We start from the raw sequence: 14,286 nt of genomic DNA, 5'->3' as shown, positions 1-14,286 counted from the left end.
TGTGTTCAAGGTATTTTCTTTTTAAGGTGGTGTGACATGGAAGATATGGAATATATGGGTATGGCTGTCCGGCTTGCCCAAAAGGGGTGCGGCCTTGTGAATCCAAACCCAATGGTTGGTGCAGTGCTTGTAAAGGAAGGCCGGATCATTGGCGAGGGCTACTATGAACGGTATGGTGCCCTGCACGCTGAACGGAATGCTATTTTAAACTGCCGGGAATCACCGGAAGGCACCACTCTGTATGTAACGCTGGAACCCTGCTGCCATCATGGGAAAACACCTCCATGTACGGAAGCCATTCTGCAAAGCGGAATCCGCAGAGTGGTCATCGGCAGCCATGACCCGAATCCCCTGGTGAAAGGAAAAGGAATTAAGCAGCTTCGGGAACAGGGCATTGAAGTGGTGGAAGATGTTCTCAAGGAGGAGTGCGACAAGCTGAATGAAGTATTTTTCCACTTCATTCAAACCGGAAAGCCTTATGTGGTGATGAAATACGCCATGACCATGGACGGAAAAACCGCCGCTTATACAGGTGCTTCCAAGTGGATTACCGGTGAGGACGCACGCCGCCGGGTGCATGAGGACCGCCGCCGGTACAGCGCAGTGATGGTGGGGATCGGTACGGTACTGGCAGATGACCCGCTGCTCACCTGCCGGTTAGAAAACGGCAGAAATCCTCTCCGGATCATCTGCGATACCCAACTGCACACGCCTCTTGACTCCAGAATTGTTTTGACCGCCAGTAAGGTTCCTACGGTCATAGCCACATCCTCCATGGAAAGGGAAGCACATCAGCCCTACATCAAGGCCGGCTGCCGTATCCTGCCGGTTTCACAAAAGGACGGCCATTTGGATCTGGCCCGGTTAATGGCAAAGCTGGGGGAAGAAAAGATCGACAGTGTTCTCCTTGAGGGCGGCGGAATCTTAAACTGGTCGGCGTTGCAGGCGGGGATCGTAAACAAGGTGCAGGCATACCTGGCACCGAAGCTTCTGGGCGGGGCAGCGGGGAAAACGCCTGTAGCCGGAATCGGTGTTCCCAGTCCTGAGGCTGGTTATTTCCTTACAAACAGTACAATCACCTGCCTGGGAGAAGATATTTTAATTGAAAGTGAGGTGCAGCCCCATGTTTACAGGAATCATTGAGGAAATCGGCGTACTGAAGGAGGTACGAAAAGGTATGCATTCCTCTGTACTTACCATCCAGGGCAGCATTGTATTCGATGACCTTCGTATTGGGGACAGCGTAGCGGTAAACGGAGTATGTCTGACTGCCGCAGGACTTTCTTCCAATACCTTTCAGGCAGATGTGATGCATGAAACACTGGACCGTTCTTCTCTTGGCAGGCTGCGCCCCGGGGCCTTTGTCAATTTGGAGCGGGCGATGCCTGCAAACGGACGGTTTGGCGGACACATGGTTTCCGGACATATTGACGGCGTTGGCCTGGTAAAATCCATGCATAAGGACGACAATGCCGTTTGGTACACCATTGCAGCGGAGAGCAGTATTTTGCGCTACATCGTGGAGAAGGGTTCTATTGCGGTGGACGGCATCAGTCTGACGGTTGCGGCAATTACTGAATCCGATTTCAGCCTGTCTGCCATTCCCCATACAGTGAAGTCTACCATTCTTTCCCATAAAAGGCCAGGAGACCTTGTGAATCTGGAAAATGACCTTGTAGGGAAATACATGGGAAGACTTATAGATTCCGTTCCGGATCAAACCCGGTCAAAGGGAATCACAAAAGAGTTTTTAACCAAATCTGGCTATTAGGAGGAAAACCATGTTTCAATACAATCCCATTGAAGAAGCACTGAAAGCCCTTCAACAAGGAAAAATAATTCTTGTAACAGATAACGAAGGCAGGGAAAATGAAGGCGATTTAATCTGTGCCGCCCAGTTTGCAACAACAGAAAATATTAACTTCATGGCAACCTATGGCAAAGGATTGATCTGTATGCCCATGAACGGAGAAATTTGCAGACGCCTTAACTTTCCCCAGATGGTTTCTGATAATACTGATAACCATGCCACCGCATTCACTGTTTCAGTGGATCATGTGGATACCACTACAGGAATATCCGCGGCGGAGCGCTCCGTCACTGCAATGAGCTGTGTGGCTGAAGAAGCAAAGCCGGAGGATTTCCGCCGTCCGGGACATATGTTCCCCTTGCTGGCAAAGGAAAATGGAGTTCTTGAGCGTGACGGACATACGGAAGCCACGGTAGACCTGATGCGGCTGGCAGGACTTAAGGAATGCGGCCTTTGCTGCGAAATCATGAGCGAAGACGGTACAATGATGCGCAAGCCCCAGTTGATTGAACTGGCTCAGAAATGGAATCTTCCATTTATCACCATTGCCGCATTGCAGGATTACCGGAAAAAAAATGACCGTCTGGTGGAACAAACCTCTGTCAGCGATATGCCCACCAAATACGGCGATTTTAAGGCCTGCTGCTTCGTAAACAGGCTAAACGGCGAACATCATGTGGCTCTTATCAAAGGTGAAATCGGCGATGGGCAGAATATCCTGTGCCGTGTCCATTCCGAATGTCTGACAGGAGACGCCTTCGGTTCCATGCGATGCGACTGCGGACAGCAGCTTGCAGCTGCTATGACGCAGATCCAGAAGGAAGGCAGGGGCATCCTCCTCTATATGCGTCAGGAAGGCAGGGGCATCGGCCTGGTCAACAAGCTGCGTGCTTATGCTTTGCAGGATCAAGGCATGGACACCCTGGAGGCAAACCTTGCCCTTGGCTTTGCCGGTGATCCCCGGGAATATTACATTGGCGCTCAGATTCTTCGGGAACTGGGAGTCAAAACCCTGCGCCTGATTACCAACAATCCGGAAAAGGTCTATGGGCTGTCCGGGTTTGGTATGGAAATTATCCAGCGAGTCCCCATTCAAGTGCCGGCGAATGAGCATGATTTATTTTATCTGATAACCAAGAAGAACAAAATGGGTCACATTTTACACTATTAAATCATGAAGGAGAAAGAATCATGAATGTATTTGAAGGAAAGCTTGTATCAAAGGAAATGAAAATCGGCATAGTTGCCGCACGTTTCAATGAGTTTATCACAGCAAAGCTGCTCAGCGGGGCCTTAGACTGTTTAAAGCGCCATGACGTCAGCGAAGAAAACATTGAGGTGGCATGGGTGCCCGGTGCCTTTGAGATCCCGCTGATCGCATCCAAAATGGCAGGCTGCGGCAAATATGATGCAGTGATTTGCCTTGGTGCAGTTATTCGCGGAAACACCACTCATTATGATTATGTGTGCAGTGAGGTATCGAAAGGAATTGCCCATGTATCCTTAAACAGCGGCATACCGGTTATGTTTGGGGTGCTTACCACGGAGAATATCGAGCAGGCCATAGAACGGGCAGGAACCAAAGCAGGGAATAAGGGCTTTGATTGTGCGGCAGGTGCCATTGAGATGGTCAATCTGATCCGGGAGATAGAGGATTTATAGGAAAACTCCATTCAGTATAGTAAGCAGGAATAATGATTGGGGTATGATGTGATATGGTTTTTTCCATTCAGACCGGCCCCCTGCTGGGATGTCCGCTATCTTATCTTTTATACCCCATGATGGGCATAAAGCCGTCACCCACATGGAAGAACAACTATCATATGTAAAAATAGGAATGAAACTGCCTGTGAAGCAGCAGGAATCATTGATTTAATAAGTGCTTCAAAAAATGACATCCGGATAGAAAGGATATCATTTTTTGAAGCACATTTCTATTTTTATCGCTGGTTACATTTTAGTATCTTCATTGCCGATACAGGCCTTATCAAACATGTAGCGGGTTTTATCCAACCGGTCATCCGGTTTTCTGGCCTGAGTAAAAATTTCTCCGGTATTTTTCTGGTACCCTGCCTGTTCTGTTAAAAAAACTCCGCGGCCTTTTGTGAGCTCTGAAAGCTGTTCTTTGTATAATTGTGATGTGCGGGCCGGAATTTTTCCAGCCACTACGATTTCATGATGCTTTGTTTTTATTGACTCAATATCTGCATGAAATTTTTTTAAGTCATTGTAAACACGGGCATTGCAGTCTTGGGGAACATAAAGTTCAAATGACAGGCATGGCTCCAACAGCTCTGTACCTGATTGTTTCAAAGCCTGCTCAAACACAATCGGAGCCAAATGTCGGAAATCAGCTGGCGTACTTACGGGACTGTAGTACAATCCATATTCAAAAATAACTTTTAGATCGGTTACTTCCCACCCATACAGCCCTTGCTCACATCCATATCGGATGCCTTCTTCAACCGCATTCTGGAACGACCTATTTAAATACCCATAGGACACGTTACTTTCATAATATAATCCGGCTCCAATCGGAAGAGGTTCTATTGATAAACCAATGGAGGCCCAGAAAGGATTTGGAGGGATTTCAATATGGGCGGTAAAGTTTGCTTTTTTCAAGGGCCGTTCTTTATAAATGGTGGTTACATTTTCTATTTTAACTTTTAGATGGTATCTGCTCTGCAATAAGGCAGCGATGACCTCCATTTGCACTTTTCCAAGAAACTCCATTGTGATATCACTGCTTCTGGAATCCAATTTATATTGCAAAAGAGGATCCGTTTCGGCCAGTTCTGACAAGGCTTCTAATAGAAATGCCCGGTCAGAAGAAAAGACAGGGGAAATATTGGCCTGCATGATCAGGTTATGATTGTGCAAAATCAGGTTGCTATTCGGTATTGCTCCTATGGAGTCTCCAATTTTTAATTGAGCTTCATTGGGAAAAATTGCGATATCACTGCATTCAATTTTTTCGGTTTCTACAATTTTGCCATTGCAGGAGGTTTCTAACTTTTTTATTTTTATGCTGTCGGAATGCCCTTCGGGGATCAGCACATCACGCGCTTTTATAGAACCTCCAAAAATACGCATATAAGTGCGCTTATTCCGATGATCATCTCTTTCAATCTTATATACCAATGCAGCAAGCTTGGAGTCCGTGGGTAATGGGTAAGGCTGGAATTCTAAGAGAAGGGCATCCATTAGTTCTTTTGTACCTATATGCTTAAGCGCACTGCCATGATAAATAGGTAAAAGCTTCCCATTGATTATATTCTTTCTTCTGCTAATTAACAGTTCTTCAGGAGTAATAGACTGATCAAGGATAAATTTCTCCAGCAACGCATCATCCGTTTCAATAATTGTGTCTCTAAACTCTTCTGACAATCGGTCAACCTGCTTCGGGGAAAGCGTATAATCATTTTTAAAGCTCTGCATTATAAGAATGTGGGAAGCTAATTTCTCTTTGATATCTTTATAAAGCAACTCAAGATCAATACCGGGCTGATCAATCTTATTAATAAAAATGAAAGCAGGAAGCTTCTTTTTCTTTATTGCATCGTAAAGGATCCGTGTTTGTGCCTGAATGCCGTCTTTGGCTGAGATTAACAAAACGACACCATCCAGTATATTCAATGAACGCTCTACTTCTGAATAGAAGTCTATGTGCCCCGGGGTGTCTATTAAATTAATTTTCACATGATTCCATTGATAAGATGCAATGGATGCTTGTATCGTAATTCCCCTCTGCTTTTCAAGTGTCATAGAATCTGTAATCGTCGAACCACTATCAACACGTCCGGATTTTGCAATAGCACCGCTGGTATAGAGCATACTCTCTGTTAATGTTGTTTTTCCTGCATCTACATGAGCTAAGATGCCTATATTCATAATTTTCATAATTTACACCTCATTGGATTGTTATAATATAAAAATCCCCTGTGATTGAAATACTTTCATCACAGGGGATTGCTATCATAACAATTATGAGCACGACATGAAAAGCTGTTAGAAAGAAAAAATCTACAGCGCGGCATCATCAATAAAATATGAAAGTATTCTTAAATCAAGGTATAAAAACAAACCTATTACATCTGTAATTAGGCTAAATAGTTCATACCTTCCATCATTCAGTTGATTGTTATTTAAGAATACCTTGCCGCATAGTATTTGATCTCCTTTTATTGCTTTCTCCATATTACCTCAAAAGTATCAGATTTGTCAAGCTTGCATGGAGCAGATAAAAAAATAGATACGGTACATTTCGTTCGACAACGCTGCAATTTTGCAGAAACCTCAGGACGCCGCTGATCAACAGACATCTTAAAAGGCATAAGAAAACCCGCGTAAACCCTAGATTTACGCGGGATTGTTGTTGTGTCATTAGGTCAAAATAGATGCACTAATAAAGGGGCATTACTTTTTTGAGTTATTCAATATAAATCTATTAACCAATTCCATATCGATAAATTCCTGCACTATTTTATCGACTTGTCTTACATTGGTAAATCTGGAGGCATTACTATACATAATATTTTTAATTCTCTTGATATTAACGATTTTCCTTTCCTTGAGATCAATGGTTTTCATTTTGTTTGACACACATATGTCAATAATTTTCTTTATTGATTCTAAAGATAAGGTATCAAACTTTATAAATCGATCAAACCGATAAAAGATTGGATCGCCCAAATGCTTTCTAATTTCCTCCTCATTTTGGTAATTAGATGTACATATGACTATTGAATTAAATAATTCGACATGATAATTTTTATCTTCAAAAACACCCTCATCAAACAGCTGATAAAAAGCACTATGAAACACAGGTGCCGGTTTATCAAACTCATCAAGCAAAATTACATTTGATTCCCTTTCTAACAAATCTTTAGCAAAACATGGTTGTGAATGATTCCCTCCAAATAAATAACCGCTAAACTCTCCACTATGAAACATTGAAAATTGTTTTCTGAATAGTTTTTCACCCAGTGTTTTGCTAATGAATTTTGCCGTTTCTGTTTTGCCTACCCCCGAAGGGCCATAAAACATCAAGACCATAGGTTTTCTATTAGATTTATTTAGCAAAGGGTATAATGAAACAAGAATACGTTCTTTAGCTTTCTCTTGTCCAACAATATATTCAGAAAAAGAATTGTTTATTTTTAAGAAAGCTGATTTAGTCAATGTTTTATAATTATATTTTTTTACTTCAACTATTTTGGGGAAAGTCTGTTCAAATTGTTGCCGTATTTGAATGGGCGGATTTTGAAGAAATAGATTATCAATATCATATCCGCTTAATATGCTGATAAAGCTTTGAACGGCCCCCTCGGTAATTCCAGCATATGATTCTGAATAAGCAACTAAATTATCAATATGAGTTTTAATTTTCTCCGCTTCATATTCTTGTCCTTGGTTTTGTTGCTTAATGATGATCTCTTTCCTTTTTGCATCATCATTGGTTATAAATTCTGATAATGAAGTGTTGTCATTTGGTATTAGTTTTTCATACCCTTTTTTAGGACCATAAAAAACAGTAATTTTCTTCATATATCTACTCCAGCAAGAATTACGTCGAATACATCCAAGGCATTGCCGTTACTTTGATCTTCAATAATATCAAAAGCAGAACTTATTGATTTCTGCTCAAAATTAAACTCCTTACTAATATCCAACATCTCTTCCTCAGATTTTCCGACCTTGACTGCATAATAATTTAAATCCATTTTAGATAAATCAGCTATACTATAATTATTTCTGAAAGATACAATGTTGAAACGGAATATGTACTTTTTCAGCATCCCACCTACGGTATTCTCGGCAATTAATTCATAATATCCTTTGCCGCTGGTAAAAGCCTCATCTAACTTAGAAATATCGAAAACAAAACCCTCATCGGTAGTGAAGTCGGATTTTGTAATTTTTAAAAAGGGTGTAAACATTTTAAAAAATGCGATAGAGTTTTTATAAGCTCTTACTTTATAATCATTAAATACACATATTCTTTCATCATTTTGAGCTCTATTCAAAAAGTCTGTTAAAACAGTATTTGATAGTGTAGTTTTTACTAAGGACGACCCGCTTAATGAAAAGTCTGCACTTGCACTTGTTTCAGCACTGCCACCTAAAAAAGGAAGCCAGCTTAGCTTAGCAAACAAATTAGCAGAAGTCTTACTTGCTAACTCTTTATTTTTTTCTTCAATTTTATTTTTAGTTTGTATTTTTTCTCCACCATCATATATGTTTAGATAATCTGTTGCTGACAAGTCATCAAAATATACAACTTTAATCATGTTTTACCTCCATCTTTTCCAAACGTTCTTTGGATTTCTTACAATCTTTTACAAGAACTTCCACCCAGTACTTAAGAAATTGTTCTTTCTCCCCTCTGGAAGTATATAACAACATTTCATCAATAAGGCGTTCTACATCTTTGATATATGCATAAGCAGCATTTGAAAATTTCTCAATGTCACAGTTACCTTTTGGAATATCGTCAGATCTAAAAGATGCCATTTTAACTTGCTTTTTATACGATTGTATTTTATTTATTAAGTCCTCTATCGAATATATATTATTAGAAACAAAATGCGATATATCATCGAATGCGGGATCAATCAAATGAATTAAATCGCTGAATTTCCTGATTATCTCCTGTTCAGAGGCCTGTTCATTTATATAGCTGAATCTTCTGGTAAAATAATCTTTAGTCCATTTAATTGTGTAAGGACAATCTTGACGCCATTCTGTTCTACAAATAAAGTTGCCTTCAGTCAGATCATTTTCATCAAGATAAATGTATAACCATATACGAGCATTAGCACCATATGCAAGAAATAGATTTTTATAAATTTCAGCAATTCTTTTAATCAATTCTTCTTTGTCAAAGTTAATACTACTAATTTGATAATTGGCAAGAATCTTTCTAAACTCATATTTATCATGAATATCAAACTTAGTTTTAGTTAATGAAAAATTTTTGGTTGTATTTGTGCTTTCAAAAACTTGATATAAAACATCGTGTATAAAACCGAGTTTCCTTAATCTGTCGCTTATTTCACGTTTAATATCACGGGGAATAATAATTTTTTCATCTATATAAGCGTCAAGACCTTTTTTGCCAATAGGACTAATTACATCATTACTGCAATCAAATCCAAATAATATTCCTGTACCTCCTTGAAGAATAGCTCTTTGGTTCGTATAAGAAAAATGATAGTCATATTGTATTATATAATTCGAAGATAAGATTTCTTGAATCTGATTCTTTGAGAATATATCATCCTCTAATGCGTCAATGGTTGGGTAATTTTTTAGAAGAACTTTTGAAAACAACACAACCTCTTTGCTGCTAAATGGAATAGCAAGCTCTTTATTAAAAACATATACAACGCCATCGGAGTTACTCTGAGAATTATCTTCTATAGTAAAAAACAATGAACTCAGTGGACTAATACTTAAATCACAGATTCTCGTTGGAAACCCATAGTGCTGAAGTTTAAATATTGAAGAAAAAACATCCAATTTGGATAGTTTCATCTCTTCCTGAATTTTTTCACATTCCAACGGTAGACAGTCTTTTTTTCTAAACAAAGATGGAGCTATTTCCCATTGGCAATTTGCTTGTCCTCTAAAATAGTAATTGTTTTTATAGTTTTCTGTGTAAGTAACATAATCATCAAAAGAACTAATAACAGTTGTTTTCATTGAATAACTCCTCGGTATTTATCTTTCAGCTTTTTGTATTCTGCGCCGCCCATCCTTGGGCTTCACCGCATCCTTAGGTATAGCCCAAGTAACCCCAAACCGAACAGCACCAGATATTTTGCCCTGTGCGCAAAGCACCTGTACCCGGCGTGGAGTGATCGCCCATTTTTCCGCTGCTTCTTTTGCTGTCATATAGTCCATTAAAACGTTCCTTTGCCGAATAAATATTGTATATATTATATATCGCAGCGGCGAATAAAGCAATCAGATTCGTGTAAATTATGGAAATATTCACAGTATTATGGTGAAACAGATTGAAAAACAGCAGAAATTCTGCCCAAAGAGAAAAGCCGCCAGCATTTGTGGCGACTTCACCTGCTATTTTTATTCACCCGGCAGCTCCTGTTCCATCTCCATGTTGTTATCAAAAGTAATCCGGATTCGATCTGTGGATAAAACCACCACCTTGGTGATAATCCCCTTAACTACATCATCACGATATTCCTTTACACTAAGGTCAATGTGTTCCAGCGTGTAAAGCAGCTCATGGATTCGAGCTTGTGTGTTTTGGGCGAGCATGGTCTGCTCTTGATGCTCCCCAAGCTGCCCCTGCAGTCCCTTTATCTCCGCAGCTATTTCCTCAAACTCGGCATCGAAGTAATCCGCACCGGCACTAGATTTGGAGCTGAGTTCCACTAAATCCATCATGACGCTCTGTAGCTCAGCGATACGGTTCTTGACAGCAGCTTCATTGAAACTGTCATCATCCTGCGTACCGATGGCCAGCCGCAGGCCTGCCTTGAGGGTTTCAATGACATCTGCCTTATCCTCATCCAGCCGATTCAGGGCTGTGACAATGGCTTGGTGCAACCGGCTTTCCTCAATGGTGGGCGATTCCTTGCAGTATTTCGTACCGTATTCCAAGCGGTTGATGCAGCGCCAGACCACCTTTTTCTTGCCGTTCCTTGCCCAAGTAACCCGGCGATATTGCGTCCCGCAGTCACCACAGCAGAGAAGCTCAGTCAGCGCATATTTGCTGCTGTATTTCCCTTTTTCAGTTTTCACCGCTTTCTTGGCCACTTTTCTCTTACCAGCTCTCCGGGCGATTTCCTCCTGTACGAGGTTGAATAAATCCTTTGATATAATCGGCTCATGGTTTCCGGTTACATAATATTGCGGGATTTCGCCGTTGTTTTTCCGGGTTTCCTTGGTCAGGCAGTCCGCCACATAGGTTTTCTGCAGTAGGGCATCTCCAATGTAACGCTCGTTGCGGAGCATATATTGCAGTACGCCAACTGACCATTCTTGCTTGCCGGTGGGCGAGAGAATGTTATCTGCCTCCAGCGATTCCTTTATTGTTCGGACGCTGGCACCGGAATAATAGCTCCGGAAAATCCGTTTGACAATTTCCGCTTCATCCGGCACGATCTTTGGCTGACCGTCCTCGCCTTTTTCATAACCCAGCAGACGGGAATATTGAAAGGGAACCTTTCCGCTTTTGAAGCTCTGGCGCTTGCCCCATGTGACATTGCGGCTGATGGACTCACTCTCAGCCTGCGCAAACCCGCTGAGGAAGCACAGTGCCATTTCGCTGGCCATCTCCATCGTGTTGATGCCCTCTTTTTCAAAGATGATGGGAATACCCTTTGCCTTGAGCTTCCGGATATACCCTATGGCATCCAGCGTGTTTCTGGAAAACCGGGAAACCGATTTAGTCAGCACCATGTCTATTTTGCCTTTTTCACACAGTGCCATGAGCTTGAGAAACTCGGTACGCTTCTTGGCGCTGGTTCCGGTGATGCCCTCATCGGCAAAAATACCGGCAAGCTCCCAATCCTTGTTTTTGCTGATTTTATCAGTATAGTAAGCAATCTGCGCAGCGTAGCTGGACTGTTGTTCTTCCTGTTCAGTGCTGACCCGGCAGTAGGCCGCCACACGCAGCTTTCTCTTTCTGGCATTGGGCTTGGTTAAAAGAATATTGGCGGGGATCACATCGACCTTTTTCTGTATGGGTGTTATAGTCTGTGTTTGCATGGCGGTTACTCCTTTCCGGCCTGATTTTGAATTAGCTTTCCGTTGATCATCCGCAACCACAGGCTGCCGTCCGCATCAATGACCACCTGCTTGACGGTATCCTCAAATAATCCGATTGAATAATCCTCCAACAGCGGCTGTTTCTCGAATATCGCCAGCAACCGGCGGGTTAAGTATTCCGGCTCCGTATCAGTACAGGCCTCATATTTTGCAGCGGCACAGCCGAATATCAGCAGCTTGGTGTAGTCGCTGTCCACCTCGCTTTTTTCAAGCTCCCGGTTGATTTGGTTTTCCGTACGGGCAACGTCGAGGGAATAGTTCTCCCGGTGCGGTGAAGAAAGCTCCAGCTGGCTCGGCTCACGGATGATGGTGTTCAGGATTGCTGTTACGCTCTCCAGCAGGGCTTGGTCTGTGATTCTCTTGGGTGTAATGCGCCCCTCGGCGGAGCAGCACCACGCTTCATATTTCTTGCTTCTGCCATCCCTTTTGTATTTGGCTCCACAAGCCCCACAAACCGCTTTACTGCGGATGCTGTCCAGTTCCTCGGATAAAGACTCCCCTTGGCTTTTCTGCCCGATTAGGGCGGCCACAGCCTCGAACGTGTCGGCAGAGATAATCTGCGGGAAGTCATCACTGCCGCAGTAGCGTGAATTCTCCAGCATCCGCTTGGCCATGTGCTTGTTCCAGTCCGTGCGATTCTCCATATAGGGAATGCCTTTGGCAGCGAGGCTTTCGGCAATCCGGCGATAAGACGTTCCGGCTTGGTAATCCTCAAAAACTTGCCGTACCACAGCGGCTTCCGCTTCATGGATGCACAGCGTACCATTTTGAATGTGATAGCCGAATGGAAGGTATCGGTTTTTCTTCATCGTCCGAACACCTCCTTTGGCAGCTGCTCGGTAAAGGTAAAGCCACCGATCAGGCAGAATTTCAACTTATTCTGCTCGGTGACAACAATTTGATTGACGATGCTGTGAAACAAGGTTTCGTCAAAGCCGGTCAGGTACGGTACTCCTTGTTCCATTAGTTCAATCAGCAGCCTGCAGTCGGAAATCATCTCATCGTCCGCATCACTTTCCAGTAGTCTGCGGCGGTTGCGCTTCAGGAGGTCAAGTTGCTGGTTGATTTCATTATTTTTCTGCATAAAAATAGCAGAGTCCATGTAACCTTTCGTCCTGAGACGATTCAGTACCAGACTCTGCTTGGTGAGTTCTGCCATTTCCTTGTTGATGCTTCCGACTTTTGCATCGCTCATGGTGACTTTAGACTTGAGATCCATTAGCTCTTTTAAAGCGGGGGAAAGAATATAGCGGCTGTTCTGTTTTAGCTTGTTAACCATTCGGATAAATGCCTGTATAATGGCATCCTCTCGGATTTGGCGAATTTTGCACAGCTCCTTGCTGCGGAAGTGCTTATGGCAGACCCAATAGGTTTTGCCATTGGTCACCCTGCGGGAGAAGCTTGTACCGCATTTCCCGCACTTGATTTTCAAGGAGAAAACGTACTGCCTGCCACGCCCCTTGCTTGGGCAGAGGGCGTTACGGGTTTTCATCAGCTGTTGTACCTTTTCAAACTCCGACCGGCTGATGAGAGACTCATGGGAGCTGGTGATATAATAGCGGTCACGTTCGCCTTTGTTGCGCTTGGTTAGAAAGGGCATGGTGTCGGTGGTGTAGGATTTCTGCAGCAGGGCATCGCCGATGTAACGCTCACTTTTGAGAATATAGCTGACTGCAGTATACAGCCATTTTATCTCACCATTCTTGCAGGGAACGCCATCGGCGTTCAATTCATCTGCTATTTTCTCCATACTTTTGCCGGAGAGGTAGCTCCCGAATATCCGGCGCACTATCGTTGCTTCCTTGGGATTGGGAATCAGTGTATTGTCCACAAGGTCGTATCCGTAGGGAGCGCAGCAGCAAGTGAAGCTACCGTTTTGCATCCTCCGGGCGTAGCTCCAGTGCATATTGTTGGAGATGGAGGTGGATTCCTCCTGAGCGATGGAGCTGAAAGCTCCGATCATCATCTCATCGTGCATATCGGCTGTCTTGAGGCCATCTTCTTCAAAGTCCACCTCGATGCCGAGGGCTTTCAGCTCCCGGACAGTGGAGAGGCAGTCGTGGATGTTCCTTGCAAACCGGGAAACGGATTTTACAAGGATGCGGTCAATTTTGCCTTTCCTGCAGTCGGAAAGCATCCGCTGAAATTCCTCCCGCTTGTCCGACCGGGTTCCGGTGATGCCCTCATCGGCATAAATATCCACCAGCTCCCATTCATCATTTCCGGCAATCAGGGAGGTGTAATGCTCCATCTGTACGGAAAAGGAATTCAGCTGGTCTGCCGAATCGCTGCTGACTCTGGCGTAGGCGCAGACACGCAGCTTGGTCGGCGCATAGCGGTAAATGGCGTTTACCGGTTTGATAACCTGTACCTGCGGCATGGCGGCACCTCCTTTGGTTTTCGTAGTTTCATGTGTGACAACTCCTTTCGTGTGAGTTCAATACCTTTTCGGTATTAGCACACACGATACCACATAGATGCAGACATAGCTATCACTATTTCCACTAAATAATCCGAAGCCTCGGCTTGTATTTTTCGACCACAAACCCATCTGCAATCTCAAATTCTTTAAGGGTGATTTTACCTTGCTCCAGAAGATAGGTGAGGAAGTTGTGTGCCATTAAATAGCGGACTTCATTGACCGGTTCTGTTTTCGTCATAGCATTTCCTCCTATCGC

13 protein-coding genes are annotated in these 14,286 nt (G+C 43.3%); 4 read left to right on the top strand and 9 right to left on the bottom strand.

What is annotated here, in order from left to right:
* Window positions 1-36: 36 nt before the first annotated feature.
* Genes ribD through ribH form a run of 4 tightly spaced genes read left to right on the top strand, consistent with a single transcriptional unit; the run spans window position 37 to window position 3,472 of the window.
* A complete protein-coding gene (gene ribD, locus CLOSA_RS15950) occupies window positions 37-1,143 on the top strand; it encodes a bifunctional diaminohydroxyphosphoribosylaminopyrimidine deaminase/5-amino-6-(5-phosphoribosylamino)uracil reductase RibD (protein WP_013273785.1) in 1,107 nt (368 codons plus the stop codon).
* Complete coding sequence (gene ribE / locus CLOSA_RS15945) at window positions 1,124-1,771, top strand: riboflavin synthase (protein ID WP_013273784.1); 648 nt, start codon at window positions 1,124-1,126, stop codon at window positions 1,769-1,771. Before ribD ends, ribE begins: the two co-directional genes overlap by 20 nt.
* A gap of 10 nt (window positions 1,772-1,781) precedes the next feature.
* Window positions 1,782-2,981 (top strand): bifunctional 3,4-dihydroxy-2-butanone-4-phosphate synthase/GTP cyclohydrolase II, encoded by a 1,200-nt coding sequence (locus tag CLOSA_RS15940; protein ID WP_013273783.1) that lies wholly within the window; start codon window positions 1,782-1,784, stop codon window positions 2,979-2,981.
* A 20-nt stretch (window positions 2,982-3,001) separates the two neighbouring features.
* Window positions 3,002-3,472, top strand: a complete 471-nt coding sequence (ribH, locus tag CLOSA_RS15935; RefSeq protein ID WP_013273782.1) for a 6,7-dimethyl-8-ribityllumazine synthase — start codon at window positions 3,002-3,004, stop codon at window positions 3,470-3,472.
* A 288-nt stretch (window positions 3,473-3,760) separates the two neighbouring features.
* Here ribH and tet read toward each other — a convergent pair whose 3' ends face one another.
* The 9 genes from tet to CLOSA_RS23000 form a co-directional block, all read right to left on the bottom strand.
* Entirely contained in the window at window positions 3,761-5,710 is a 1,950-nt protein-coding gene (tet, locus tag CLOSA_RS15930) for a tetracycline resistance ribosomal protection protein (RefSeq protein WP_013273781.1), read from the bottom strand.
* 516 nt (window positions 5,711-6,226) lie between these two features.
* On the bottom strand, window positions 6,227-7,357 hold the full coding sequence (locus tag CLOSA_RS15925) for an AAA family ATPase (RefSeq protein WP_012104147.1): 1,131 nt from the start codon (window positions 7,355-7,357) through the stop codon (window positions 6,227-6,229).
* Window positions 7,354-8,100, bottom strand: a complete 747-nt coding sequence (locus CLOSA_RS15920) for a DUF6414 family protein (protein ID WP_012104148.1) — start codon at window positions 8,098-8,100, stop codon at window positions 7,354-7,356. The genes CLOSA_RS15925 and CLOSA_RS15920 overlap by 4 nt, the downstream gene beginning before the upstream one ends.
* Window positions 8,093-9,514: an FRG domain-containing protein gene (locus tag CLOSA_RS15915; RefSeq protein WP_013273780.1), complete on the bottom strand. Its 1,422-nt coding sequence runs from the start codon at window positions 9,512-9,514 to the stop codon at window positions 8,093-8,095. Before CLOSA_RS15915 ends, CLOSA_RS15920 begins: the two co-directional genes overlap by 8 nt.
* A gap of 18 nt (window positions 9,515-9,532) precedes the next feature.
* Window positions 9,533-9,715, bottom strand: a complete 183-nt coding sequence (locus CLOSA_RS15910) for a MerR family transcriptional regulator (RefSeq protein WP_013273779.1) — start codon at window positions 9,713-9,715, stop codon at window positions 9,533-9,535.
* A 183-nt stretch (window positions 9,716-9,898) separates the two neighbouring features.
* Complete coding sequence (locus tag CLOSA_RS15905; RefSeq protein ID WP_013273778.1) at window positions 9,899-11,548, bottom strand: recombinase family protein; 1,650 nt, start codon at window positions 11,546-11,548, stop codon at window positions 9,899-9,901.
* A 5-nt stretch (window positions 11,549-11,553) separates the two neighbouring features.
* Window positions 11,554-12,417 carry a recombinase family protein gene (locus CLOSA_RS15900; protein WP_013273777.1) on the bottom strand — a complete coding sequence of 288 codons (864 nt, stop codon included), beginning with the start codon at window positions 12,415-12,417 and terminating at the stop codon, window positions 11,554-11,556.
* Window positions 12,414-13,988 (bottom strand): recombinase family protein, encoded by a 1,575-nt coding sequence (locus tag CLOSA_RS15895; RefSeq protein ID WP_013273776.1) that lies wholly within the window; start codon window positions 13,986-13,988, stop codon window positions 12,414-12,416. Before CLOSA_RS15895 ends, CLOSA_RS15900 begins: the two co-directional genes overlap by 4 nt.
* Before the next feature lie 124 nt (window positions 13,989-14,112).
* Entirely contained in the window at window positions 14,113-14,268 is a 156-nt protein-coding gene (locus tag CLOSA_RS23000) for an SHOCT domain-containing protein (RefSeq protein ID WP_013273775.1), read from the bottom strand.
* Window positions 14,269-14,286: the final 18 nt, after the last annotated feature.

This window comes from [Clostridium] saccharolyticum WM1, assembly GCF_000144625.1.
Classification (GTDB): domain Bacteria; phylum Bacillota; class Clostridia; order Lachnospirales; family Lachnospiraceae; genus Lacrimispora; species Lacrimispora saccharolytica.
This window is presented reverse-complemented; position numbering and strand designations above follow the sequence as displayed.

What these genes read in the sequence shown, in the direction of transcription:
- ribD (WP_013273785.1), top strand. Translation starts at nt 37, where the DNA reads ATGGAAGATATGGAATATATGGGTATGGCTGTCCGGCTTGCCCAAAAG.
- ribE (WP_013273784.1), top strand. Translation starts at nt 1,124, where the DNA reads ATGTTTACAGGAATCATTGAGGAAATCGGCGTACTGAAGGAGGTACGA.
- CLOSA_RS15940 (WP_013273783.1), top strand. Translation starts at nt 1,782, where the DNA reads ATGTTTCAATACAATCCCATTGAAGAAGCACTGAAAGCCCTTCAACAA.
- ribH (WP_013273782.1), top strand. Translation starts at nt 3,002, where the DNA reads ATGAATGTATTTGAAGGAAAGCTTGTATCAAAGGAAATGAAAATCGGC.
- tet (WP_013273781.1), bottom strand. Translation starts at nt 5,710, where the DNA reads ATGAAAATTATGAATATAGGCATCTTAGCTCATGTAGATGCAGGAAAA.
- CLOSA_RS15925 (WP_012104147.1), bottom strand. Translation starts at nt 7,357, where the DNA reads ATGAAGAAAATTACTGTTTTTTATGGTCCTAAAAAAGGGTATGAAAAA.
- CLOSA_RS15920 (WP_012104148.1), bottom strand. Translation starts at nt 8,100, where the DNA reads ATGATTAAAGTTGTATATTTTGATGACTTGTCAGCAACAGATTATCTA.
- CLOSA_RS15915 (WP_013273780.1), bottom strand. Translation starts at nt 9,514, where the DNA reads ATGAAAACAACTGTTATTAGTTCTTTTGATGATTATGTTACTTACACA.
- CLOSA_RS15910 (WP_013273779.1), bottom strand. Translation starts at nt 9,715, where the DNA reads ATGGACTATATGACAGCAAAAGAAGCAGCGGAAAAATGGGCGATCACT.
- CLOSA_RS15905 (WP_013273778.1), bottom strand. Translation starts at nt 11,548, where the DNA reads ATGCAAACACAGACTATAACACCCATACAGAAAAAGGTCGATGTGATC.
- CLOSA_RS15900 (WP_013273777.1), bottom strand. Translation starts at nt 12,417, where the DNA reads ATGAAGAAAAACCGATACCTTCCATTCGGCTATCACATTCAAAATGGT.
- CLOSA_RS15895 (WP_013273776.1), bottom strand. Translation starts at nt 13,988, where the DNA reads ATGCCGCAGGTACAGGTTATCAAACCGGTAAACGCCATTTACCGCTAT.
- CLOSA_RS23000 (WP_013273775.1), bottom strand. Translation starts at nt 14,268, where the DNA reads ATGACGAAAACAGAACCGGTCAATGAAGTCCGCTATTTAATGGCACAC.